At 69.7% G+C, this 24,351-nt stretch carries 20 protein-coding genes and 1 tRNA gene; 4 read left to right on the plus strand and 17 right to left on the minus strand.

Going from position 1 to position 24,351, the window contains the following annotated elements:
• Positions 1 to 258: 258 nt before the first annotated feature.
• The 5 genes from clpX to GGR24_RS15395 form a co-directional block, all read right to left on the minus strand.
• The gene (clpX, locus tag GGR24_RS15375) at positions 259 to 1,524 is read right to left on the minus strand and encodes an ATP-dependent Clp protease ATP-binding subunit ClpX (RefSeq protein WP_183396271.1); all 1,266 of its coding nucleotides are present in this window, start codon (positions 1,522 to 1,524) and stop codon (positions 259 to 261) included.
• 214 nt (positions 1,525 to 1,738) lie between these two features.
• The gene (gene clpP / locus GGR24_RS15380) at positions 1,739 to 2,371 is read right to left on the minus strand and encodes an ATP-dependent Clp endopeptidase proteolytic subunit ClpP (RefSeq protein WP_183396413.1); all 633 of its coding nucleotides are present in this window, start codon (positions 2,369 to 2,371) and stop codon (positions 1,739 to 1,741) included.
• Between the two features lie 67 nt (positions 2,372 to 2,438).
• Complete coding sequence (tig, locus tag GGR24_RS15385) at positions 2,439 to 3,824, minus strand: trigger factor (protein ID WP_183396272.1); 1,386 nt, start codon at positions 3,822 to 3,824, stop codon at positions 2,439 to 2,441.
• Between the two features lie 100 nt (positions 3,825 to 3,924).
• Positions 3,925 to 4,009 (minus strand) — tRNA-Leu (locus GGR24_RS15390).
• Positions 4,010 to 4,122: 113 nt separating this feature from the next.
• A complete protein-coding gene (locus GGR24_RS15395; protein WP_246398548.1) occupies positions 4,123 to 5,595 on the minus strand; it encodes an NAD(P)H-hydrate dehydratase in 1,473 nt (490 codons plus the stop codon).
• Positions 5,596 to 5,873: 278 nt separating this feature from the next.
• Here GGR24_RS15395 and GGR24_RS15400 point away from each other — a divergent pair, with 278 nt between their 5' ends.
• Together GGR24_RS15400 and glnA are read left to right on the plus strand one after the other, a co-directional pair.
• Positions 5,874 to 6,212: a DUF3240 family protein gene (locus GGR24_RS15400; protein ID WP_183396273.1), complete on the plus strand. Its 339-nt coding sequence runs from the start codon at positions 5,874 to 5,876 to the stop codon at positions 6,210 to 6,212.
• A gap of 70 nt (positions 6,213 to 6,282) precedes the next feature.
• Positions 6,283 to 7,692, plus strand: a complete 1,410-nt coding sequence (glnA, locus tag GGR24_RS15405; RefSeq protein WP_183396415.1) for a type I glutamate--ammonia ligase — start codon at positions 6,283 to 6,285, stop codon at positions 7,690 to 7,692.
• 202 nt (positions 7,693 to 7,894) lie between these two features.
• Here the strand turns inward: glnA and GGR24_RS15410 are convergent, their stop codons facing one another.
• The 3 genes from GGR24_RS15410 to GGR24_RS15420 are packed head-to-tail and all read right to left on the minus strand — an operon-like array spanning position 7,895 to position 11,054.
• Positions 7,895 to 8,299: a hypothetical protein gene (locus tag GGR24_RS15410; protein WP_183396274.1), complete on the minus strand. Its 405-nt coding sequence runs from the start codon at positions 8,297 to 8,299 to the stop codon at positions 7,895 to 7,897.
• Positions 8,300 to 8,310: 11 nt separating this feature from the next.
• The gene (locus tag GGR24_RS15415) at positions 8,311 to 9,903 is read right to left on the minus strand and encodes an FAD-dependent oxidoreductase (RefSeq protein WP_183396275.1); all 1,593 of its coding nucleotides are present in this window, start codon (positions 9,901 to 9,903) and stop codon (positions 8,311 to 8,313) included.
• The gene (locus GGR24_RS15420) at positions 9,900 to 11,054 is read right to left on the minus strand and encodes an acyltransferase family protein (protein ID WP_183396276.1); all 1,155 of its coding nucleotides are present in this window, start codon (positions 11,052 to 11,054) and stop codon (positions 9,900 to 9,902) included. The genes GGR24_RS15415 and GGR24_RS15420 overlap by 4 nt, the downstream gene beginning before the upstream one ends.
• Before the next feature lie 610 nt (positions 11,055 to 11,664).
• Between GGR24_RS15420 and GGR24_RS15425 the strand changes: the two genes are divergently transcribed.
• Complete coding sequence (locus GGR24_RS15425; RefSeq protein WP_183396277.1) at positions 11,665 to 12,024, plus strand: hypothetical protein; 360 nt, start codon at positions 11,665 to 11,667, stop codon at positions 12,022 to 12,024.
• Positions 12,025 to 12,085: 61 nt separating this feature from the next.
• On the opposite strand, the gene hflX is transcribed toward GGR24_RS15425, so the two are convergent.
• The 6 genes from hflX to GGR24_RS15455 all read right to left on the minus strand — a co-directional run bounded on the left by hflX (position 12,086) and on the right by GGR24_RS15455 (position 19,730).
• A complete protein-coding gene (gene hflX, locus GGR24_RS15430; protein WP_183396278.1) occupies positions 12,086 to 13,435 on the minus strand; it encodes a GTPase HflX in 1,350 nt (449 codons plus the stop codon).
• A 40-nt stretch (positions 13,436 to 13,475) separates the two neighbouring features.
• A complete protein-coding gene (gene hfq / locus GGR24_RS15435; protein ID WP_183396279.1) occupies positions 13,476 to 13,745 on the minus strand; it encodes an RNA chaperone Hfq in 270 nt (89 codons plus the stop codon).
• Between the two features lie 192 nt (positions 13,746 to 13,937).
• The gene (locus tag GGR24_RS15440) at positions 13,938 to 14,801 is read right to left on the minus strand and encodes a D-amino-acid transaminase (RefSeq protein ID WP_183396280.1); all 864 of its coding nucleotides are present in this window, start codon (positions 14,799 to 14,801) and stop codon (positions 13,938 to 13,940) included.
• Positions 14,802 to 14,945: 144 nt separating this feature from the next.
• Positions 14,946 to 16,310 carry a nitrogen assimilation response regulator NtrX gene (ntrX, locus tag GGR24_RS15445; protein ID WP_183396281.1) on the minus strand — a complete coding sequence of 455 codons (1,365 nt, stop codon included), beginning with the start codon at positions 16,308 to 16,310 and terminating at the stop codon, positions 14,946 to 14,948.
• 39 nt (positions 16,311 to 16,349) lie between these two features.
• Positions 16,350 to 18,593 (minus strand): sensor histidine kinase NtrY-like, encoded by a 2,244-nt coding sequence (locus GGR24_RS15450; protein WP_183396282.1) that lies wholly within the window; start codon positions 18,591 to 18,593, stop codon positions 16,350 to 16,352.
• Positions 18,594 to 18,881: 288 nt separating this feature from the next.
• Positions 18,882 to 19,730: a MipA/OmpV family protein gene (locus GGR24_RS15455; protein WP_183396283.1), complete on the minus strand. Its 849-nt coding sequence runs from the start codon at positions 19,728 to 19,730 to the stop codon at positions 18,882 to 18,884.
• A gap of 138 nt (positions 19,731 to 19,868) precedes the next feature.
• Here GGR24_RS15455 and GGR24_RS17495 point away from each other — a divergent pair, with 138 nt between their 5' ends.
• Entirely contained in the window at positions 19,869 to 20,690 is an 822-nt protein-coding gene (locus GGR24_RS17495; protein WP_210286230.1) for a LytTR family DNA-binding domain-containing protein, read from the plus strand.
• Positions 20,691 to 20,705: 15 nt separating this feature from the next.
• Here GGR24_RS17495 and ntrC read toward each other — a convergent pair whose 3' ends face one another.
• The 3 genes from ntrC to dusB are packed head-to-tail and all read right to left on the minus strand — an operon-like array spanning position 20,706 to position 24,314.
• The gene (gene ntrC / locus GGR24_RS15465) at positions 20,706 to 22,145 is read right to left on the minus strand and encodes a nitrogen regulation protein NR(I) (RefSeq protein WP_183396284.1); all 1,440 of its coding nucleotides are present in this window, start codon (positions 22,143 to 22,145) and stop codon (positions 20,706 to 20,708) included.
• 7 nt (positions 22,146 to 22,152) lie between these two features.
• Positions 22,153 to 23,283, minus strand: coding sequence for a two-component system sensor histidine kinase NtrB (locus GGR24_RS15470; RefSeq protein WP_428978234.1), 1,131 nt, complete (start codon positions 23,281 to 23,283; stop codon positions 22,153 to 22,155).
• The gene (gene dusB, locus GGR24_RS15475) at positions 23,280 to 24,314 is read right to left on the minus strand and encodes a tRNA dihydrouridine synthase DusB (protein ID WP_183396286.1); all 1,035 of its coding nucleotides are present in this window, start codon (positions 24,312 to 24,314) and stop codon (positions 23,280 to 23,282) included. The genes GGR24_RS15470 and dusB overlap by 4 nt, the downstream gene beginning before the upstream one ends.
• Positions 24,315 to 24,351: the final 37 nt, after the last annotated feature.

Consider the following 24,351-nt stretch of genomic DNA (forward strand, 5'->3'; position numbering starts at 1 on the left):
GGGGGGTGTCAAGAAGACCTTCCGCACGCTTCGCCGCGGCGCGGCGCCGCCTCGCGGATACGGCGCGACCCGGAGGCTCCAGCGGGCCGCACGGGCGCCCTCCCCCTTCGCGGAGCGGCTCCAGCCCCGCGCCCGGACGGGGGCGCAGCACAGGGGGGCTCTCCCCCGGCGGAAGCCGCCCGGAGCCGCCTGCGACAAACAAAAGCGCCCGCGGGAGGACCCGCGGGCGCTTTGCGAACCGTTCCGGCCTGGCCGAGGTCAGGCGCTGGCGCCCGCCTCGCTGGCGCGATCGGCGTAGATGTACAGCGGCCGGCCCTTGCCGTCCGCGACGTCGCCCGAGATCACCACCTGCTCCACGCCTTCGAGGCCCGGCAGGTCGAACATCGTGTCGAGCAGAATCTGCTCCATGATCGACCGCAGGCCGCGGGCGCCGGTCTTGCGCTCGATGGCCTTCTTGGAGATCGCCGACAGCGCCTCGTCGTTGAACGAGAGCTCGACGTTCTCCATCTCGAACAGCCGCTGGTACTGCTTCACCAGCGCGTTCTTGGGCTCCGTCAGGATCGTCTTGAGCGCGGCCTCGTCGAGATCCTCGAGCGTGGCCAGCACCGGAAGACGGCCGACGAACTCCGGGATCAGGCCGAAGCGCAGCAGATCCTCGGGCTCGACATGGCGGAAGATCTCGCCCGTCTTGCGGTCGTCGGGCGCGGCCACCTTGGCCCCGAAGCCGATCGAGGTCGACTTGCCGCGGCCGGAGATGATCTTGTCGAGCCCGGCGAACGCGCCGCCGCAGATGAACAGGATGTTGGTCGTGTCGACCTGCAGGAACTCCTGCTGCGGGTGCTTCCTGCCGCCCTGCGGCGGCACGGAGGCGACGGTGCCTTCCATGATCTTGAGCAGCGCCTGCTGGACGCCCTCGCCCGACACGTCGCGCGTGATGGACGGGTTGTCCGACTTGCGGCTGATCTTGTCGATCTCGTCGATGTAGACGATGCCGCGCTGCGCCCGCTCGACATTGTAGTCGGCGGCCTGCAGCAGCTTCAGGATGATGTTCTCGACGTCCTCGCCGACATAGCCGGCCTCTGTCAGCGTCGTGGCGTCCGCCATCGTGAACGGCACGTCCAGGATGCGTGCGAGCGTCTGCGCGAGTAGCGTCTTGCCGCAACCGGTCGGACCGATCAGCAGGATGTTGGACTTCGCGAGCTCGACGTCGTTGTGCTTCGTCGCGTGGTTGAGCCGCTTGTAGTGGTTGTGGACCGCGACCGAGAGCACTTTCTTGGCGTGGTCCTGCCCGATGACATAGTCATCGAGCACCTTGCGGATCTCCTTGGGCGTGGGGATGCCGTCACGGGACTTGACCAGCGAGGACTTGTTCTCCTCGCGGATGATGTCCATGCACAGCTCGACGCACTCGTCACAGATGAAGACGGTGGGTCCGGCGATGAGCTTGCGCACCTCGTGCTGGCTTTTGCCGCAGAAGGAGCAGTAGAGGGTGTTCTTGGCGTCGCCGCCGCCGACCTTGCTCATCTCAATAGTCCCTTTCGGGTCGATGTCGCCGCACTGAGTCGCGTCGCTCCATCAATGACGTGATATGCCGACCGATCTTAACCAATCGGCGCCGTCACGTAGGAACGCCGCCAGCGCGACGCAACGCCGTGGTGCGATGATAGGCTATTGTGCGTGCGCAGCAACAGCCCGCCGCCGCGACCGAATGCCGAAGATGGCTGACGATGTGTTTTCGTCACGCGGCCTTCTGGTCGCCCTCGCCTTCGCTCGGGCGCTTCTCGAACACCTGGTCGATCAGCCCGAACTCGCGCGCCATGTCCGCGGTCATGAAGGTGTCGCGGTCGAGCGTGCGGTCGATCTCCTCATAGGAGCGGCCGCAGTGCTTCACATAGATCTCGTTCAGCCGGCGCTTGATTTTGACGATGTCCTCGGCGTGGCGCTCGATGTCCGAGGCCTGCCCCTGGAAGCCGCCCGACGGCTGATGGACCATGATCCGGGCGTTCGGCAGCGCGCCGCGCATGCCCTTCTCGCCGGCCGTCAGCAGCAGCGAACCCATCGACGCCGCCTGGCCCATGCAGAGGGTCGCGACCGGCGGGCGGATGTACTGCATCGTGTCGTAGATCGCGAGGCCCGACGTCACCACGCCGCCCGGCGAGTTGATGTAGAGCGAGATCTCCTTCTTCGGATTCTCGGCCTCGAGGAACAGCAGCTGGGCGCAGATCACCGACGCCATGTCGTCCTGCACCGGGCCCGACAGGAAGATGATGCGCTCCTTGAGCAGGCGGGAATAGATGTCGAACGAGCGCTCGCCCCGGTTGGTCTGCTCGATGACCATCGGGATGAGGAAGTTCGTCGCCTGATCGTACATGTCGCGCATCGTCGTCACCCTTGCATGTAGGCGGGTTTGAGCGGCCCGGAGGCCGCTCCGCCGGAGGTCACTCCGACGCCGCGGCCTTGTCGCCGTCCTCGTCGGCCGCGAGGAGCTCCTCCTTGCTGACGGAGCGCTCCTCGATGGTGGCGCCCGCAAGAATCGCGTCGACGACCTTCTCCTCGAAGATCGGCGCGCGGAGCTCCGCGATCGCCTCCTGATTCTGGCGATAGTAGTCCCAAACCCGCTGCTCTTGGCCAGGGAATTGGCGCGCCCGCGCGATCAACGCATCGCGAACCTCGTCCTCGGTGACCTTCACATCGTGCTTGTCGCCGAGCTCCGCAAGGACGAGACCGAGCCGCACCCGGCGCTCGGCGATCTTGCGGTAGTCGGCCTCAGCCTCAGCCTCGGTCGTGCCCTCGTCCTCGAAGGTGCGCTTGGAGGAGACGAGGTCGGCGGAAACCTGCCGCCACACGTTCTCGAACTCCTGCTCGACCAGGGTCGGGGGCAGGTCGAAATCATACTGCGCGTCGAGCGCGTCGAGCACCTGGCGCTTGACCTTCTGGCGCGACACGCGGGCGTATTCGGCCTCGATCTGCTGGCGCGCCGCGGCCTTGAGGGCCTCGAGACTCTCGAGCCCGAGCGACTTGGCGAACTCGTCGTCGATCTTGAGCTCGGCCGGCGCCTCGATGCCCTTCACGGTGACGTCGAAGGTCGCTTCCTTGCCGGCGAGGTGGGCCGCCCCGTACTCGTCGGGGAACTTCACCGTCACGACCTTCTCGTCGCCCACCTTGGCGCCGACCAACTGGCTCTCGAAGCCGGGGATGAAGGTGTTGGAGCCGAGCTCGAGCGGCTGATCCTCGGCCGCGCCGCCCTCGAAGGGCTCGCCGTCGATCTTGCCGACGAAGTCGATCGTCACGCGGTCGCCCTCGGCGGCCGCCGCGCCATCTTCCTTGGCCGAGAAACCGCGGTTCTGCTTGGCGATCCGCTCGACCGCCTCGTCGACCTCGGCGTCGGTGACCTCGGCGGTCAGCTTCTCGACCTTGAGCTCGGAAAGCTCCTTGAGCTCGACTTTGGGCAGCACCTCGAGCTTCACGGTGAGCGCGAGGTCGTGCTTGCCGGCCATGACGCCTTCGACGGCGGCCTGCTCGTCGTCCTCGCCCTCGGCGGTGACGCGCACCTGCGGCTGCATCGCGAGCCGGAAGCCGTTCTCGTCCACGATCTGGCGGTTGGCGTCGGCCACGACCTGCTCGAGAACCTCGGCCATCGCGGCCTTGCCGTAGAGCTTCTTGAGGTGCGGCAGCGGCACCTTGCCCTTGCGGAAGCCGTTGATGTTGACGCGGTCCTTCATCGTCGACAGGCGCTCGTTGACGCGGCTGTCGAGATCGGCGGCGGGAACCACGACCTTGAACTCGCGCTTCAGGCCTTCGTCGAGGGTTTGCGTCACCTGCATGGCGTCGGTCTCTTGTAAGAGTCTGTGCGGGGCGCCGCGCCTGAGAAGCGCGCGCCCGCGCAAAACGTGTCACGGGAAGCGGCGGGCTTGAGGTCCGGCTTGGTGCGGGCGGAGGGGCTCGAACCCCCACGGCTTGCGCCACGGGAACCTAAATCCCGCGTGTCTACCAGTTCCACCACGCCCGCGCCGGGCGCAACGCCCTCGCCGGAAACAACGGCGCGAAGCGCGCGCGGTCTATAGCATGACGTTCACGGCGCGCACCAGAAAAGTGACGTCCTTCTTTGGACCCGGACCGGCGCTAGAGACGCTGGAGCACCGCCGGCAGCGCCGCCGGCAGATCGTCGGCGATCAGCCCGCGGCCCACGACCTTCGCCGCCTCCCCGTGCAGCCAGACCGCGGCCGCCGCCGCCTCGAAGGCCGGCGCCCGCTGCGCCATCAGCCCGGCGCAGATCCCGGCCAGCACGTCGCCCGCCCCGGCGGTCGCAAGATCCGGCGGCGCGTTGTCGGCGATCGCGGCGCGCCCGTCCGGCGCGGCCACCACGGTGTCCGGCCCCTTGAGCACGATCACCGCACCCAGCCTCGCGGCGGCGGCCGTCGCCCGCTCGAGCCTTGAGCCCGCCGGAGCCGCGCTGCCGAACAACCGCGCGAACTCTCCGTCGTGGGGCGTGAGCGCCGCCCCGCCCTGCCCGGTCGCGATCAGCTTCGCGAGGCCCTCCGGATCGCCCGGGAACATGCTGAAGACGTCGGCGTCGATCACGGTGGCGCAGCCGGCGGCGCGCGCCTGGGCGAGCGCCAGCCGCGCGCCGTCGCCGACGCCCGCCCCCGGGCCGATCGCCACGGCGGCGACGCGGCGCTCCTTCAGGATGTCGGCCCAGCCCCCATCCTCGCCCGGCTCCCGGAGCATGATGGCGGTGACATGCGCCGCGTGGACCTGCAGCGCGTCGCGCTCGCCCACGATCGTGACCGCGCCCGCGCCCGCCCGGAAGGCCGCGACGGCCGCGAGCCGGGCCGCGCCCGTCCGCAGCGCCGGACCGCTCCACACCGCCACATGCCCGCGGGTGTATTTGTGCGCGTCGATCGCGGGCGTCGGCACCGCGTCCGCCCAGAGTTCGGGGCGGTTGAGCCACGCGGCCGGCTTCGCGGCGGCGAGGGCGGCGGCGGGCGTCCCGATGTCGGCGAGATCGACCGGGCCGCAGATCGAGCGGCCGGGCAGCAGGACGTGCCCCGGCTTCAGGCGCACGAAGGTGGCGGTGGCCGCCGCCTGGACGGCGAGGCCGCCGAGCGCCTCCCCGGTCGCCCCGTCGAGCCCGCTCGGCACATCGACCGCCAGCACGGGCCTGCCCGAGGCGTTCACGCGGCCGACCGCCTCGGCGGCTGCGCCGTCGAGCGGCCGCGACAGGCCGGCGCCGAACAGCGCGTCGACGATCAAATCCGGCCAGGCGTAATCGGCCTGCGCGAGATCGCGCGTCTCGCCCGTCCACGCGCTCGCGGCCGCGGCCGCGTCGCCGCGCAGGGCGCTGCGGTCGCCGAGGGCCGCGACCACGATCTCGATCCCGCGCTCGGCCAGAATGCGGGCCGCCACGAAGCCGTCGCCGCCATTGTTGCCGGGGCCCGCGAGCACCAGCACGCGGCGCGCGTCGGGCCAGCGGCGCTGCGCCGAGGCGGCGACCGCGCGGCCGGCATTGTCCATGAGCGTCGCGCCGCTCACGCCGGCTGCGGCCGAGGCGCGGTCGACCTCGCCCATGCCTTGCGGCGACAGAAGCTCAATCATGGCGGCGCCGCCCGCGCAGCGATCCGCGCTGCCCAATAAGCACGCGGCCACGACCGGCCAGCGGGCAACTCTCGGCATATTTTTTCATCAACGTGCCCAATTTCCGATCATGACGAAGGGGGCCGGCTTCTGTTTCACTCCGTGACGTCGTAGGACACCTTGACGCCTTCGGCAGGGAGAGTGGCTCTGCAAATTGGCACGCTTGCTGCTATCAGACGGCGTCCCGCCCGCGCGGCTGCCCGGCGGCGCGGCCGGACGGGACGAGGAGGCTCAGCTACGTGAAGAAAATCGAAGCGATCATCAAACCGTTCAAGCTCGACGAGGTGAAGGAGGCGCTGCAGGAGGTCGGGGTGCAAGGCATCACGGTGACCGAGGCCAAGGGCTTCGGACGCCAGAAGGGCCACACCGAACTCTACCGCGGCGCGGAGTACGTGGTCGACTTTCTCCCGAAGGTGAAGATCGAGGTCGTGCTCGCCGACGAAATGGTCGAGCGCGCCGTGGAGGCGATCCGCAAGGCCGCGGCGACCGGCCGGATCGGCGACGGCAAGATCTTCGTCTCCCCGGTCGAGGAAGCGATCCGCATCCGCACCGGCGAAGTCGGCGTCGAGGCGATCTGACCCCAGGACGTCCGCCGACCGGCCGACGCCCCAGCCCAAGAACCAGCTCAAGGAAAAGACAAGAATGGCGATGAAATCCGCCGCCGACGTCATGAAGTTCATCAAGGACAACGACGTCAGATATGTGGACCTGCGCTTCACCGACCCGAAGGGCAAGTGGCAGCACGTCACCTTCGACGTCTCGATGGTGGACGAGGATTTCTTCGCCGAAGGGCAGATGTTCGACGGCTCGTCGATCGCCGGCTGGAAGGCGATCAACGAGTCCGACATGCTGCTGATGCCGGACGTGAAGACCGCCTGCATCGACCCGTTCTTCGCCGCCTCGACGCTGTCCGTCGTCTGCGACGTGCTCGAGCCCACCACCAATGAGCCCTATGAGCGCGACCCGCGCGGCACGCTGGTCAAGGCCGAGGCCTATCTGAAGTCGCTCGGCATCGGCGACACCATCTATTTCGGCCCCGAGGCCGAGTTCTTCGTGTTCGACGACGTCCGCTTCGCCGCGACGCCGTACAACACCGGCTTCAAGCTCGACTCCGACGAGCTGCCGACTAACTCCGACGCCGAGTACGACACCGGCAACATGGGCCATCGCGTCCGCACCAAGGGCGGCTACTTCCCGGTGCCGCCGATGGACAGCGCGCAGGACATGCGCGGCGAGATGCTCGCCGCCATGGCGGCGATGGGCGCGAAGGTCGAGAAGCACCACCACGAGGTGGCCTCCGCCCAGCACGAGCTCGGCCTCAAGTTCGAGGAAGCCGTGCTGATGGCCGACCACACGCAGGTCTACAAGTACTGCATCCACCAGGTGGCGCAGAGCTACGGCAAGACCGCGACCTTCATGCCGAAGCCGGTCTACGGCGACAACGGCTCGGGCATGCACTGCCACATGTCGATCTGGAAGGACGGCAAGCCGCTGTTCGCCGGCGACAAGTACGCCGGTCTGAGCCAGGAGTGCCTCTGGTACATCGGCGGCATCATCAAGCACGCCAAGGCGGTCAACGCCTTCACCAACCCGACGACGAACAGCTACAAGCGCCTCGTCCCGGGCTTCGAGGCGCCGGTGCTGCTCGCCTACTCGGCGCGCAACCGCTCCGCGTCCTGCCGCATCCCGTTCACGACCTCGCCCAAGGCGAAGCGCGTCGAGGTGCGTTTCCCGGACCCGTCGGCGAACCCCTATCTGTGCTTCGCGGCGCTGATGATGGCCGGCCTCGACGGCATCGTGAACAAGATCGATCCCGGCCAGGCGATGGACAAGGACCTCTACGACCTGCCGCCGAAGGAGCTGCGCAAGATCCCGACCGTCTGCGGGTCGCTGCGCGAGGCGCTCCAGTCGCTCGACAAGGACCGCGAGTTCCTGAAGAAGGGCGGCGTGTTCACCGACGACCAGATCGACAGCTTCATCGAGCTCAAGATGCAGGACGTGATCCGCTTCGAGCACACGCCGCATCCGGTCGAGTTCGACATGTACTACTCGGTCTGAGCCGCCGGCTCGGCTGACGCGGAAGGGGCGCCCCAGGGCGCCCCTTTTTCGTTCGTTGGGCGGCGGCGCCCGCCCGATCCTGTCCCGCCATCCGCCGCCGTCGTCCTCCGGCCTGGACCGGAGGACCCGCTTTCGAGCGTCGAGCGCGAACGACGGCGGCTGGCCGGTCGAGCCGGACCATGACGGGAGCGGGCGACGGGCGTCAGGCGCTCAGCGCGCGGCCCGCGCAGAGCGCGGCCTCGGTCTCCGACAGCACCCAGCCGTCCACCACCACGGTGCGCTCTTCCGCGAAGTCGGCGGCGCAGGCGTCCTGCACCAGCCCCTTGCGCGTCGTCGGGCAGTCGGTCGCGAGCGCTTCGCGGATCAGCGGGCGCTCGGCGAGCGCAGCGGCGAGGGCGTCGAGCCCCCCTGCCCCGCCCGCGCGGTCGAGCGCGAGCGCGCCGATCCGGCGCACCACCGGCGCATCGGGCACGTCGATCAGCGAGAAGAAGTCCGGATGGTTGCGCGGCACGTAGCGGCAGGCGACGCGGCTGCCGCCATAGGCGAGCGCCCCGATGGCCACGACGCCGACGGAGCCCAGCAGCGCGCGACGGGTGAACTTGCCCATGCGAGCCTCCCTTACGCCGCGACGGCGAGATGCTCGGCGAGCCGGATCGCGAGCGTGACGACCGTGAGGGTCGGATTGGCGCAGCCGCCGGTGGTGAAGGTCGAGCTTCCGGCCATGTACAGATTGGCCACCGAGTGCACCCGGCAGTCGCGGTCGACCACGCCCTGCTTCGGGTCATCGTGCATGCGGGTGGTGCCCATGTGGTGGTAGGCCGAGTAGGCGAGCTCGAGGTCCGGCTTCTCGCCGATGCCGAGCCGCATCCGGCCGAGGCCCGCCGCGCCAATCGCCGCCCCGATCACCTGATGGGTGCGGCGGAGCTTCAGGAGATCGTCGGACGTCACCCGCCAGTCGAGCGCGATGCGGTTCAGGCCGAGCGGGTCCTTGTCGGTGATCAGCGTCACTCGGCTGTCGGGGTTCGGCGACTGCTCGGCGTCCTGCCTCAGCTTGTAGACGCGGGCGGGCTGAACGGGCGGCATGAAGCTGCGCACGGCGTGGCGGTACACGCCCGTGGCGACCTGGCCGAGATCGTCCGTCATGTCGCAATAGCGCTCCGCGAAGCGGTCCGGCACGTGCCCGCGGCTGAACGTCTTCAGCATCGTGGAGAACGCGATCCAGCCGTAGTCGCGGAAGTCGTCATTGTAGACCTCCTTGTCGTACTGCGGCACGAGGAACGCGGAATTGTTGTTGAGCCCCATGGACTTGATCAGGTCCGGATTGAGCTTCAGGCCGATCAGCAGCTTGGTCCCGGCGGCCTCCATGTCGGTCGCGTAGAGCGAGGTGTCGACGCCCTCGTTGAACATGACCGTCGTGGTCTCGATCGTCATGTGATCGGTGTAGTAGCGGCCGACGAGATCGCGCTCGTTGCCCAGCCCCGCCGGCCGCTGCTTGCGGCAGTTCAGCAGGATGCGGGCGTTCTCCAGCCCCCCGCAGGCGATCACATAGGTTTTGGCCTTCACGGTCGTCTGGCGGCCGTCGAGCGTGCGGGCGGTGATCGACCGGACGACGTCCGAGCCGTCCTGCAGCGTCACGTCGGTCAGGCTGGCGTGCATCCAGCACTGGATGCGGGGCTCGTTCGCGATCCTGTCGTAGAACTTCTCGGCGAACCGGGTCGGCGGGCTTTCCTGGTAGACGTCGGTGAACACCTTGGCCGGATCGAGCGGCAGCGCCTTGTGCGGCAGCACGGCGCTCCAGTCGGCGAGCTCATATTTGAACGGCCCGAGGTCAAGGTAGTCCTGGGCGCGGGCGTAGAACGGGTTCAGCTCCTCGCGCGTCACCGGCCAGCCATGGGTCGGCATGTCGGCGCGCTTCTCGAAGTCCAGCGGGTCGAGCGGGGCGCAGAGGCCGGTCCAGTGGCCGGACGTCCCGCCGAACTGCCGAAGCCGGGAGTTCGCGACGTCGATATGGTCGTGGCCGGTGACCGCGCCGCGGTAGAGGTCCTGCGACTCTTCCTCGTAGATCGGTCCGCCGCCTTCCAGCAGCACGACCGTCTTGCCCTTCCGGGCGAGCTCGAGGGCGAGCGTGATGCCGGCGGGGCCGGTTCCCACCACGCAGACGTCGCCCGAGATCTCGGCCGGCGCGGCTCCCGATCTGAGGTCTGCGATCATCTTCCGGCACCGGTGCGATCGGCCGCCGCCGCGAACGCGCGGGCGGGCCGAGGTTGCGAAAGCAGGCGCGCCATCAGGCTCCGCCCGGGCTTCTCTACAAGAGTGTAAGCCGCCTGCGCCACCACCGCCGTGGCGATCAGCGCGGCGAATCCGAGCGCCGCCCGCTGCGGGAACGTGTGGCCGATCCCCAGGAGTTTTGCGCTCGTGAACGTGACCTGCAGCACGATCGCGTGCGTCATGTAGATCGCATAGGAGAGCTCGCCGAGCCAGGCGAGCGCCCGCCCCCGCAACAGGCCGGGCTTGGGCTGCGCGGCCCTCGAGGCAAGCGCCGCCGTCAGCACGACCATCAGCGGCCACAGCGCGTCATAGGTGGCGTTCATGGCGATCAGCGCCGCGCAGGCCGCCAGCACGCCGCCGACGGTCGCCGCGTAGCCGCGCGGGCTCATCGCGACCAGCGCGGGCTCGTCGTCGAACATCCGCCTGAGCAGCATGCCGGCGAAGAAGGACGGGATGATGCGGAACGCGCCGCCGTCATAGGTGAGCGTGACGATGTCCGCCCCCAGCACCAGCTCCGAGAAGGCCGCGCAGGCCACGAACAGGCCGAGCCCGACCGCGATCCGCGCCGCCGACCCGCGCACGCGATCGGCCGCCAGAAAGAACAGCGGGATGGCCAGATAGGCGCACCATTCGGCGCTCACCGACCAGGACGGCCAGTTCCAGGCGAGGTCGCTCGTCGCCCATGTGGAGTGCAGCATCAGGAAGGTGACGGCGAAGCTCCACAGCGTGTGCGGGTTCTCGGTCTCGAGCCCGGCCGCGCGCCCCGCGAGCACGAGCGCCGCCACCACGAGCAGCGTCACGACATGCAGCGGCCAGAGCCGCGCCAGCCGCTTGCCCAGGAAGGTGAGGTAGTGGAACCGCCCTTCCCGCCACGTCCTGTCATAGACATGAGCGAGCACGAAGCCGCTCTGGATGAAGAAGAAGTCGACGATGAGCCGGGCGTACTCGACCGAGGGCGGCACGCCGCCATGGCCGCGCGTCGCCATCGACAGCGCATGGGCGCACACGATCGCCACGGCGGCGATCCCGCGCACGGCGATCAGTTCTGGAAGCAACGCGCCGGCGTGGAGAGTTCGTCCCGCAGCAGTCGTCATGGCGCAGCCTCGGCGCGTCTCCGACCGCGCCGGCCGAAAGCCGCGCGTCGGGTTTCGGACGTCACCCTACGCGGCGAAGGTTTAGAGGATGTTGGCGCCGCCGCGGACTCGCAGCCGTAAAGCGAAAACCGATTCGATGACGGGTTGACGACAGGATCGGACGGGCGCATCCTGATCTCGTCAACACAGACACCGGAGGTCTAGAAAAATGACTCCGCCGAAGCGTGTAGACTGACCGCTACGCTGCGTATCCGGAACGCGGGACTGAGCGGAACAACCACAATTTAGCTGCCTTGCCGAAGCATGCGCGCTGGCTGATCTTGCAAGCGACTGCTGATGGATCGGAACGGCGGACGACGAATGGGTCGCTGAACGCGAATACTTCGGAATTGATCGACGACGCACAGGTTCATGAACAGCCGAGACACCTCCGAGAGGCCCGGCCCACACCCGTGAGAACCTGGATCATCGACGTCCATGAAACGCCCCGTTGGCCCCCCGCCGGCGGGGCGTTTCTCGTTGGATCGGAGCGCGGCGCTTGCCTCAGGCCGAGCGCGCGCACTACCGTCGCGGGCCCGCCAGAACGGCGGGTTTCGGGGGAAACACAATCATGCGCAGTTTGGTGGCGGCGAGCGTTCTCGCCTGCCTTATGGCGAGCTCGGCCTTCGCGGCGGAGTTCGCCGCCCGGTACGACGTCAAGGGCGAGAGCCCGGGGGGCGAGGGCTCGTACGAGGGCGTGGTCACGGTGAAGCAGACCGGCGAGGCGACCTACCAGGTGGTCTGGACGATCGGCCCGGACAAGTTCGTCGGAACCGGCATCGGGGGCCCGGAAGGCCTCGCGGTCGGCTACAAGTCCGGCTCGAACACCGGCATCGCGATCTACAGCGTCGAGAAGGGCGGCGTGGTCGAAGGCTACTGGACCTACGCCGGCGGCAAGCAGGTCGGCACGGAGACCTGGACGCCGCGCTGATCGTCCGCGCGACCTGGATCGGAGGCGGCGCCGCCCGGGGCCGCCTCCGGCTTGAACGGTCCTAGACCGCGCTGACGGAGTCGAAGCGGCGGCGCACGCCGTCCACCCGCCCCGCCTCGATGCGCACCGTCACCTGCACCGCGCCGTCCTCGGCGATCTTGCGGTCCATCACGTCGCCGTGCCGGTGCAGCCAGTTCTCGCCCGCGCCGTCGTCGGCCGGGATCGTCACCACCACCGTCTCGCGCCGCGCCGACAGCCGCTCCTCGATCGCGGCGAGCAGGGCGTCCTCGCCCTCCCCGGTCAGCGCCGAGACCAGAACCGGCCGGCGCTCGGCGTCCCGGCGCGCCGCGGTGGCGGCCATGCTCGCCCGGGCGCCTTCGTCGAGCCGGTCGACCTTGTTCCAGACCTCGACCACGCGCTCGTCGGCCTGCGGATCGATCCCGAGGTCGCGCAGCACGGTCTCCACGTCGGAGGCCTGGGCGTCCGCGTCCTCATGGCTGACGTCGCGGACATGCAGGATGACGTCGGCCTCGATGACCTCCTCGAGCGTCGCCCGGAAGGCGGCGATCAGCTGCGTCGGCAGCTCGGAGATGAAGCCGACCGTGTCGGACAGGATCGCGTGCGCGCCATGCGGCAGGCGAATCTGGCGCAGCGTCGGGTCGAGCGTCGCGAACAGCATGTCGGCGGCCGTCACCTCGGCGCGCGTCAGCCGGTTGAACAGCGTCGACTTGCCGGCGTTGGTGTAGCCGACCAGCGCCACCACCGGATAAGGCACGCGCTTGCGCCCCGCCCGGTGCAGCCCGCGGGTGCGCCGCACCTGCTCGAGCTCGCGCTCGATCTTGAGGATGCGCTCGCCGATCACGCGGCGGTCGGCCTCGATCTGCGTCTCGCCGGGACCGCCCAGGAAGCCGAAGCCGCCGCGCTGCCGCTCCAGATGGGTCCAGGAGCGGACCAGCCGGCTCTTCTGCCAGGTGAGATGCGCGTGCTCGACCTGCAGCACGCCCTCCTTGGTGCGCGCCCGGCGGCCGAAGATCTCCAGGATCAGCCCGGTCCGGTCGATGACCTTGGAGCCGAACTCCTTTTCGAGGTTGCGCTGCTGCACCGGGCTCAGCGCCGCGTCGATCACGACGAGCTCGACCTCTTCGGCCTTCGCGAGGTCGGCCAGCTCCGCGACCTTGCCCTTGCCGAGATAGGTCGCCGGCCGGATCTCGCTCAGCGTCACCAGCCGGCTTTCCGCCACGTCGAGGTCGATGGCCTCGGCGAGGCCGACGGCCTCCTCCAGCCGGGCGGCCGGCCCGCGCAGCGGCTCATCCGCCCGCCGCCCGGAAAGGATCGGCGTCACGACAAGAGCGCGCGTGCGCGCGTTCCGGCTGCTGTAGCCCTGCCCGTTGTGGCCCGTAGTTTCGTTCAACCGCTCACCCGCTCGCCGAAAGGGCCAACGGAAAGCGCCTTCAGCGTCCGCGGCCCGATCCTGCCGTCTCGGCCTCTTCCTCCGGCTCGAACAGCTGGATGGGATGGCCCGGCATCACGGTGGATATGGCGTGCTTGTAGACAAGTTGCGAGTGGCCGTCGCGGCGCAGCAGCACGCAGAAATTGTCGAACCAGGTGACGACGCCCTGCAGCTTCACCCCGTTCACGAGAAAGATAGTGAGGGGCACCTTGTTCTTGCGGACATTGTTCAGAAAGGTGTCCTGAAGATTCTGAACGCGCTCGGCGGCCATGTTCTTGTTCTTTCGTTTGAGCTCAAGCGATTGCGCGAACGTATCCGGCGGCGCGAGCGGGAGCGCTGCAGTTTCTGCGCCGCGGTCTGCCCCCGGTTCTCGCGCGTCGGCGGAGGAGCACCGCGCGCGGCCTTATTAACGCCGCTGCGGGGGATTTTCGCAAGGGCGACAGGGCGACGCCGGGCTACCCCGTCACCTCCCGGCGCGCTCGGCGAAATCGTGGAATCGGCGCCGAAGCTCGCGGGCGACCGGGCCCGGAGCCCCGTCACCGACGGGCGCGCCGTCGATCGCGATCACCGACGTGACGATCGTCGTGGCGGCGGTGATGAAGGCCTCCCGGGCGGCCTTGGCTTCATCCACAGAAAACGCGCGCTCCTCGATCGTGAGCCCGAGCTCGCGCGCCATGTCGAACACCGTGGCGCGGGTGACGCCGCGCAGGATGCCGGCGTCCGCGGGCCGGGTGACGATCGCTCCGGCGGCGGTGACGATCCAGGCGTTGGTCGAGCCGCCCTCGGTGACGAAGCCGTCCGCGTCCACGAACCAGGCCTCGCGGGCGCCCGCGTCCCGCGCCTGCTGCTTGGCCAGCACGTTGGGCAGCAGCCCGATCGACTTGATGTCCACCCGCGGCCAGCGATTCTCCGGCAGGGTGATGACGGAAGCTCCCGCCGCCGCGGTCGCCTCGACCTTCGCCCTGTCCGAGGACCGGGCGGTCACGACCAGCGCCGGCGCCACGCTCTCGGGCGGGAAGTAGTGGTCGCGCCGGGCCACGCCGCGCGTGACCTGCAGATAGACGATCCCGTCCCTCACACGGTTGCGCCTGATCGTCTCGCGCAGCACCACCTTGAGGGCGGCGTCCGACATCGGCCGTCTGATCCTCAGCTCGCGCAGCGAGCGGGCGAGCCTGGCGAGATGCCGCGTCTCGTCGATCAGCGCGCCGTCGCGCACCTCGCAGACCTCATAGACGCCGTCGCCGAACTGGTAGCCGCGATCCTCGATATGCACCGCGGCTTCCGCGTGAGGGACATAGCGGCCGTTGACGTATGCTATGCGGGACATGTGCTCGATCCGCAGATAGAGAAAGGCGTGATCCCCGCCGAAGCGCAGCTGAGAGCCGGGACCGCGCTCTGGAGGAGGCGCTCTGATCGGAAGACGACCCCGGTTCTGCGCCGCTCTGCGGCCTGGCCGGGATGACGACCGCCGTCAGCCGATGCCGAGCGCCTTGAGCTTGCGGTGAAGCGCCGAGCGCTCCATCCCGATGAACTCGGCGGTGCGGGAGATGTTGCCGCCGAACCGGCTGATCTGGGCCAGCAGATACTGCCGCTCGAAGATCTCCCGCGCCTCGCGGAGCGCAAGGCCCATCAGCTGCTCGCCGCCCGCGCCCGCAGGCGTCGGCGGCACCATGGTCCCGATCTCCGACGGCAGCATGTCGGCTGTCACCACGGCGTCGGCGTCGCCGCCGGCGAGGATCATCAGCCGCTCGACATTGTTGCGAAGCTGCCGGACGTTGCCGGGCCAGTCGTGCGACTGCAGCACCGCCATGGCGTCCTCGCCGATCTTGCGCTTGGCGAGCCCCGTCGCGGCCGAGATCTGGTCGAGGAAGAAGTCGATCAGTTCGGGAATGTCCTCGCGCCGCTCGGCGAGCGCCGGCACCCGCACGGGCACCACCGCGAGGCGATGGAACAGATCCTCGCGGAACCGGCCCTCGGCGATCTCCTCCTCGAGGTTGCGCGACGAGGACGAGATGATCCGCACGTCGACATGCACCCGCGTCGCGCCGCCGACGCGCGCGAAGGTCTGCTCGACCAGCACGCGCAGGATGCGGTTCTGGGTCTCGCGCGGCATGTCCGCGATCTCGTCGATGAACAGCGTGCCGCCATGCGCCTCTTCCAGGGCGCCGATCTTGCGCTGGCCGTCCGCGCCCTCGACGCCGAACAGCTCCTCCTCCATCCGCTCAGGCGTGATCGCCGCGGCGTTGATCAGCACGAAGGGCCCGCTCGCCCGCGCCGAGCGGGCATGGATCACGCGCGCCGCGAGCTCCTTGCCGGAGCCCGAGGGGCCGGCGATCAGAATGCGGCTGTTGGTCGGCGCCACGCGCTCGAGCGCGCTGCGGAGCTGGTTCATCACCGTCGAGTGGCCGATGAACCTGGTCGCCTGGCCGGAGCCGCGGCGCAGATCCTTGAGCTCGCGCTTCAGCGCGAACGACTCCAGCGCGCGCTGGGCGATCAGGACGAGGCGGTCGGCCTTGAACGGCTTCTCGATGAAGTCGTAGGCGCCGCTCTTGATGGCCGAGACCGCGGTCTCGATGTTGCCGTGGCCCGAGATCATGACGATCGGAATCTCGGGGTGATCGCGATGGATCAGATCCAGGATCTCGAGCCCGTCCAGCTTCGATCCCTGCAGCCAGATGTCCAGGAACACCAGCTGGGGCCGCCGCTTGGCGATCTCGGCCAGCGCCTCGTCGGAGTTCCGCGCGGTCCGCGTGCCGTGGCCTTCGTCCTGCAGGATGCCGGCCACGAGTTCGCGGATGTCGGCTTCGTCGTCGACGATGAGGATGTCGGTCGCCATGAGGAGAAAGGGAGCTCCGGGTAGATTGGGCCAGAAGGATCAGGCGGCCGGGGCCGCGGCGGTGGGGACGGAGGTGGACGGCCCCGAAGCCCGGGCCTGGAACCAGAGACGGACCATGGCGCCGCGGCCGCCGGAGGCCACGGCCGGCGCGTCGAGCAGCTCAACGCCGCCGCCATGCTCCTCCATGATCTTGCCGACGATCGCGAGACCGAGGCCGGTCCCCTTCTCGCGGGTCGTCATATAGGGCTCGAGCAGCCTTTGCCGATTCTCGGTCGGCAGCCCGGCGCCGTTGTCCACCACCTCGATGATCGCGAGATCGCCCTCGCGGCGGACCGAGACGTCGATCCTGCCCGGACCGCGGACCTCCTCCGGCACCGAATGGACGGATTCGGTCGCGTTCTTGACGATGTTGGTCACCGCCTGCGCGATCAGCCGGCGGTCGAACCGCGCGATCACCGGCGCGTCGGCGCCGTGCGCCTCGATCCGGATGTCCGGATAGCCGACGCGCATCATGAAGACGCCCTGCTTCACGACGTTGGCGAGGTCCTCCTCCTCGATCGTCGGCTTCGGCATGCGCGCGAAGGAGGAGAACTCGTCGACCATGCGCTTGATGTCGTCGACCTGGCGGATGATCGTGTCGGTGCACTGGTCGAAGATGTCCCGCTCCTCGACGATCACCTTGCCGTATTTGCGCCGGATGCGCTCCGCCGAGAGCTGGATCGGGGTGAGCGGGTTCTTGATCTCGTGCGCGATGCGCCGCGCGACGTCCGCCCAGGCGGAGGTGCGCTGGGCGGCGACCAGCTCGGTGATGTCGTCGAGCGTCACCACATAGCCGTGCTCGTCGGCGGTCGAGGTCTCGGTGGTGAAGCGCACGTTGAGGTTCCGCTCGCGGCCCGCCCTGAGGATCGTCACCTGGCCCTGCACCAGGCGCTGCGACCGGCCGAGCGCGGCGTCGATCAGCGGCCCGAACTCGGGCGCCGCCTCGCGCAGCGGCCGCCCCAGCAGCGTCTCCTCCGGGGCGCCGATCAGCTTCTCCGCGCTGCGGTTCATCAGCGTCACCGCGCCGGCGGGGTCGATGCCGATGACGCCCGCGCTGACGCCGGCTAGCATCGCCTCGGTGAAGCGGCGGCGGCTGTCCATCTGCTCGGCGGCCTCGACCAGCCGGTTGCGCTGGCTTCTGAGCTCCGAGGTCATCTTGTTGAACGTCTCGGCGAGCGCCCCGAGATCGCCCTCCTGCTTCCGCGTGATCGGCACCTGGACGTTGAGATCGCCGAAGGAGACGCGGTCGGCCGCGGTGATCAGCCGGCGGATCGGAGACACCAGCCGGTTCGCGAAGGCGAGGCCGAGCCAGATCGCGGCCAGCAGCAGGGACAGCGACACCAGCACGTAGAGCAGCGCGACCGTCGTCTGGATGTCGCGGCGCCTCAGCGTCAGCGAGCTGTATTCGGCCGAGCCCTGCTCGACGAGCTGCATGTAGCTGTTGGCGCGCGGGTCGACCGGCCGGGCCACGAACAGCACCAGGTCGTCATAGCCGGCGAGCTTCAGCACCGCCCCTATGGCGTTCTGCTTGCCGGGCGCGAGCAGAATCGGCTCGTCGGCCGGCGCGCTCTGGACGTCGAGCTGCGGCGGCTTCGGGAAGTCGCGGCCGATCTGGATCTTGGCGCGCTCGACCACCGTCATGTCCGGCTTCAGGAGCTGCGCCTCGGGAAGGCCGCGGATCGTCGCCTGAGCGGTGAAGAACTCGGAGAAGCGCTCGCGGTCGTTGTCGAACAGCGGACGGGCGCGATTGACGTCGCTCGCCATCGCGAGGATCTCGCCGCGGATCGAGCGGGCGTGCTCGTTGAGATAGGCGCGCGCCACGACCAGCGAGTTGTCGACGATCTCGCGCACCCGCGTCGAGAACCAGCTGTCGAAGCCCTTGTCGATGGTGATCAGCGCGAACACGGCGAGCAGCGCCGCCGGCGTCACCGCCACGATCGAGAACAGCGCCACCAGCCGGCCGTGAATCTGCGAGCCGGCCTGCCCACGCCAGCGCGCCAGCACGAAAGCGCGGATCTCCCAGAGGATGATGACCACCAGAAGCGCCGCGAATCCGCCATTGACGTAGATCGCGATCTCGCTCGCGTGCTCGGTCGGCTCGATGTCGGCGCGCCCGGTCAGCACCATGAATGTTACGAGCGCGGAGATCAGCGCCGCGATGACGCAGAGCGGCCCGAACACGCCCGGCCCGCGCCGCTCGCGCGGCCCGTTCTGCTCTGGCTGAAGGTTGGCGTCGGCGGCCAAACAAGGCTCCCGGGGCGAATGCGGTCATGGCCGAGGAGCCGGCGCGACGGTGAATCGCCGCTCCCCCGATGATGCAGCCGTACCACACTGTTGTCGCAATGCGACAACTTCTGGGCAGCCCGACGATGTTTTGACCTCGTTCCCGATCCCTGCCCTGCGCGCCGGCGCCGCGATCGGGCGCTGCGCCTCGCCAGGCGACGCGGGGAGCGCGGGCCGGAGCCTGCGCTCCCCCGTCAGGCGTGAACGTCGCCGCGCGGGGACGCGATGACGCGACGTCGGCGCCTGATCTCAGTAGCGGTAGGAGACGCCGAGCCCCAGCGCGCCCGCGGTCGCCGATCCCTTCTTCACGATCGAGCTGTCCGCCGCCTCGCCGACGTAGCGGGTGACCGAGGCGCGGCCGATCACGCCCCACCGGTCGTCGAACTGGTATGCGAGGGTGAGCCCGGCGCCGACATCCGTCAGCCCGGCGTCAGGCCGGTAGCGCCGCAGGCCCGACCGGGCGGCGCCGGCGGCCGTGACGCCGAAATAGGTCCGGTTGAACGACGCGCTTCCGTAGGAGAGATCAGCGTCCACGTCGGCGCGGAACGGCCCCCAGCGCAGCGCCGCGTAGGAGACGCCGGCCTTGGCCGAGAAGCCGTCATTCTCGCCGGCCACGCCGTGCAGCGCCGTGAGACGCAGGCCGATCTCGCCCTGCCCGCGCGCGTCTCCGCCGAACCGGTAGCCGATGAAGCCGCCGGCATCGAGCGCGGAATCGAGCTTCTCCAGCCGCCGCACCGGGCCTTTGACGTCGTGGTCCCGGTCCCCGCGATACTTCAGGACGGGACCGGCGTCCCAGGGGCTGTCGCCAAGAACGTCGAGGCGCGCCTCGGGCCCCCGGACCTGAAGCTCGAAGCTGCGCCATGTGACGTTGGCGACGCCGAGCGGCGCCGCCTTGTAGCGGCTCGATCCGGCGTATTCGGGGACGATGGCGCCGCCGAGCGCGATGAAGGCCGAGAACACGCGGTCATTCGCGGCGCCGCCGACGGCGGGCCCGGCTCCCGCCAGATCCGCCGCGGCGGCCGGGGCGGCGGACGCCAGGCCCGCGGCCATCACCGACCGCGCCGTCAGCCGCCGAAGCTGCAATGATCCTACGCCCATGCGCGCTCCCCTGAAGCCTCCGGTGGGAGGGACGCAGAGAGGAGTGCGGGCCGACGCCCCGCGGCGCGAGCGCCGCTTCGTAATTGCGCCAAAGTCTTCGCGAAGCTGACCGTTCTTGATCTCGGGGGATCATTCGCGATGCGCGAAACCGCTGCACCCTGGAACGCGTGGCTGCGGGAGCGCGCCTCCGAGGGGGCGCTGGCGCTCGGCCTCGGGCTCGGCTTCGCCTATATGGGCCCCTATCGCACCTCCGATCAGGCGTTTCTGGCGCGGCTCGGCTTCTGGGCCGGGTTGCTCGCCTGCTGGTATGTGGTCGCCTCCCTGGTCGAGCGCGCGCTGCTACGTTCGGCCGCCTATCGCGGAGCGGGCCCGTGGACCCGCGGCGTCGTCCTCGTGGCCTGCACGTCCCTGCCGATGATCCTGGCGGTGGGTCCCGCGGCGCACGCGCTGAAGGGCTGGGAGCCGAGCGTCACGGAAGTGATGGAGCTCTACCTGCAGACGGCGGTCATCGGCGCCCTGCTGGTCCTGCTCTCGAGCGCCTTCACGGCGTCGGCGGCGGCCGAGCAGGCGCCGCGCCCGGAGGTCCCGGCGCCAACGCTCGCTCCGGCGCGCGTCGCGCCCCCCGCTCAGCAGTTCGAGGGCCGGCTCATGGCGCGGCTCGCGCCGCCGCTTCGCGGGCGCCTGCTCTGCCTCGAAATGGAGGATCACTACGTGCGGGTCCACACCGACCGCGGCTCCGCGCTGGTCCTGATGCGGCTCGGAGACGCGGTGGCGGAGACCGCGCCCGTGCGCGGCGCCCAGGTGCATCGCTCGTGGTGGGTGGCGAACGACGCCGTCGAGGGCTTCCAGCGCACCGGCAGGACGGCGCGACTGCTGCTCAGCAACGGCGTCGCCGTCCCGGTGTCGCAGCGTCACCTCAGGACGGCGTCCGAGATGGCGGCGCGGCTCGCCGCCGACTGAGCCCGGCGCGGGCGCTCAGCGCGTCAGCCGCACCACCTGGACGTCGAGATCGCGGATCTTCTTGCGCAGCGTGTTGCGGTTCACGCCGAGCAGCTCCGCGGCCTTGATCTGGTTGCCGCGCGTCGCGGCGAGCGCCGCCGAGATCAGCGGATACTCCACCTCGCGCAGGACGCGATGATAGAGGCCGGGCGGCGGCAGATTCTCGCCGAAGTCGGAGAAATAGCTCGTCAGGTGCCGCTCGACCGACCCGCCGAGCGTCTCGGCCGCCGCGCCGTCCTCGCCAAGACTGTTGGTGGCGGGCTGCGAGAGTTCGGCGTCGATGATCGAGGCGCCGATCATCTCCTGCGGATAGAGCGCGGCGAGCCGCCGGATCAGGTTCTCGAGCTCGCGGATGTTGCCGGGCCAGCGATAGCGCTTCAGCCGGTCGAGCGCCGCGGCGTCGATCTGCTTGGCCGGCAGGCCCTCGCGCAGCGCGAGCGCGAAGAAGTGGCGCACGAGGTCCGGCACGTCCTCGGCGCGCTCGCGCAGCGGCGGCAGCCGGATCGGCACCACGTTGAGGCGGAAGAACAGGTCCTCGCGGAACAGGCCCTGCTGGATCAGCAGACGCAGATCCTTGTTGGTGGCGGCCACGATGCGCACGTCGGTCTTGATCGCGGTGCGGCCGCCGACGGTGGTGTACTCGCCCTGCTGGAGCACGCGCAGCAGCCGGGTCTGGGCCTCCATCGGCATGTCGCCGATCTCGTCCAGGAACAGCGTGCCGCCCTCGGCCTGCTCGAAGCGCCCGGAGGAGCGCGCCTGCGCGCCCGTGAAGGCGCCCTTCTCGTGGCCGAACAGCTCGGCCTCTATCAGGTCGCGCGGGATCGCGGCCATGTTGATCGCCACGAAGGGGCCCGAGCGCCGCTTGCCGTAGTCGTGCAGGGCGCGGGCGACCAGCTCCTTGCCGGTGCCGCTCTCGCCCGAGATCATCACGGTGAGGTCGGTCTGCATCAGCCGCGCCAGCACGCGGTAGATGTCCTGCATGGCGGGCGAGCGGCCGACCAGCGGGATCTCGTCGGTCTCGATGTCGTCGGCGCGCTTTGCGCGGCTGCGCGGCTCGGTCAGCGCGCGGCCGACGATCGCGATCAGCTCCTTCAGGTCGAACGGCTTCGGCAGGTATTCGTAGGCCCCCTTCTCGGAGGCGCGGATCGCCGTCATGAAGGTGTTCTGGGCGCTCATCACCACGACCGGCAGCTCCGGCCGCGCCTTCTTGATGCGCGGGAGCATGTCGAAGGCGTTCTCGTCCGGCATCACCACGTCGGTGATGACGAGGTCGCCGTCGCCCTGGCTGACCCAGCGCCACAGGGTGGCGGCGTTCCCGGTGGAGCGAACCTCGTAGCCGGCCCGGCTGAGGGCCTGGTTCAGCACCGTGCGGATCGCGGCGTCGTCGTCTGCGACGAGGATGCTGCCCTGCGGCATGACCGGCTTAACTCCTTGGATGCTGGACGTCGCCGCCGACGAACATCGGCATCAGCACGCGGAACAGGGTGCGCCGCGGCTGGGATTCGCATTCGATGATGCCGCCGTGATTGCCGACGATCTTGGCGACCAGCGCGAGGCCGAGGCCCGAGCCGGTCGGCTTCGTCGTCACGAACGGGTCGAACAGATGCGGCATCAGGTCTTCCGGCACGCCGGGGCCGTTGTCGCGCACGGTGAACTGCAGCGGCAGGCTCACCTTGGTCGAGGAGCCGGGCACGCTGAGCCGCACGCCGGGGCGGAACGAGGTCGACAGATGGATCTCGCCATCCGCTGCGTCCCCAATGGCTTCGGCGGCGTTCTTCACCAGGTTCAGGAACACCTGGACGAGCTGGTCGCGGTTGGCCAGCACGGGCGGCAGCGAGGGGTCGTACTCCTCGACGATCCGCACGTTGCGCCCGAATCCCGACAGCGCGAGCCGCTTCACGTGCTCGAGCACGGCGTGGATGTTGACCGCCTCGCGCTCGATCGGCCGCTCGTCGGAGAACACCTCCATGCGGTCGACCAGCTTCACGATGCGGTCGGCCTCGTCGCAGATCAGGCGGGTGAGAGCCCGGTCCTCGTCGCTCGCCGACTGCTCCAGAAGCTGCGCCGCGCCGCGGATGCCGGACAGCGGGTTCTTGATCTCGTGCGCCAGCATGGCGGCGAGCGCGGTGACGGAGCGCGCCGCGCCGCGATGGGTGAGCTGGCGGTCCATCTTGTCCGCGATGGTGCGCTCCTGCAGCACCACCACAAGCATGCCGGGGCGTTCGGCGAGCGGCGCGACATGCAGGTCGACGATGCGCTCGCCGCCGGTGCGCGGCATGCCCAGGTCGACGCGATATTCGTTGACCGGAGCGTTGCGCTCGAGCGCCTGCTCGAGCAGCGCGATCAGTGGGGAGCCGAAGGGCACCAGCTCCTTGAGGTCATGCCGGCGCAGCACGATTGCGCTGAGTTCGAAGAACGCCTCCGCGGAGACGTTCACGTCCATGATGCGGCCGTCCTCGCGGACGCACAGCACCGGATGCGGCAGCGTGTTGAGCACGGCCTCGGGCGAGCCGGCGCCGCTGCGCGGCCGATCGGTGGGCGGGGCCGCGTTCACGCCGCAAGCTCCCATTCGAGATCCTCGAAGGCGCGCTCGAACGCCGCGATCGCGGTCTCGGGCGCGCCGGCGGTCAGCGCCGCCGCTTTGGCGTCCGGCGGCGTCGCGCGCCCCACGCTCGCGGCGGCGGCGTCGAGATACCAGCCGAGATGCTTCCGGGCGTGCCGCACGCCGGTGTCGCGGCCATAAAGGCCGAGCAGGCCTTCATAATGCTCCAGCGCGAGCTCCCTCTGGGTCGCGAGCGACGGCGGCGCGGGCCTGCGGCCGGTCGCCAGATAGGCCGCGACCTGGCCTGGGAACCACGCCCGCCCCTGCGCGCCGCGCCCGATCATCACCCCGTCCGCGCCCGCCCCCGCCAGCATCGCCGGCGCATGCTCGACCGCAGTCAGGTCGCCATTGGCGATCACGGGAATCGACACCCGCTCCTTCACGGCGCGGATCGCGGACCAGTCCGCCCTGCCCTCGTAGAACTGCGACCGCGTGCGGCCGTGCACCGTGACGAGCGCCGCGCCTTCCGCCTCGGCGCGCGCCGCGAGCTCCGGAGCCACGATCGAATCGGCGTCCCAGCCGAGCCGCATCTTCACCGTCACGGGCGCGCCGGCGGCCGCCACCGCGGCCGCGATCAGCCGGGTCGCGAGGTCGAGGTCCTTGAGCAGCGCCGAGCCGCCATGGCCGCCCACGACCTTCTTGGCCGGGCAGCCCATGTTGAGATCGACCACGTCGGCCCCGGCCGCGACCGCGAGCCGGGCCGCTTCCGCGATCCAGGCCGGGTCGCGCCCGGCGAGCTGAACGACGTGAAGATCAAGCCCCGAGCCCTCCGCCCGCAGCCGCGATTCCTCGTCGGCGCGCACGAACTCGGCGCAGGCCACCATCTCGGACACCACCATGCCGGCGCCGAGACGCGCCGCGATCCGGCGGAACACGATGTCGGTCACGCCCGACATCGGGGCGAGCACGACGCTGTTGGCTGGGCGCGCCGGACCGATGGTCAGGTCCGCAACCGCTGGTTCAGGAAAGCCGGTGATGCTCATAAATTAGTCGCGAACCCCTCTGCACACATATTAGCCA

Source organism: Hansschlegelia beijingensis, assembly GCF_014196425.1.
In the GTDB taxonomy this organism is placed as follows: domain Bacteria; phylum Pseudomonadota; class Alphaproteobacteria; order Rhizobiales; family Methylopilaceae; genus Methylopila; species Methylopila beijingensis.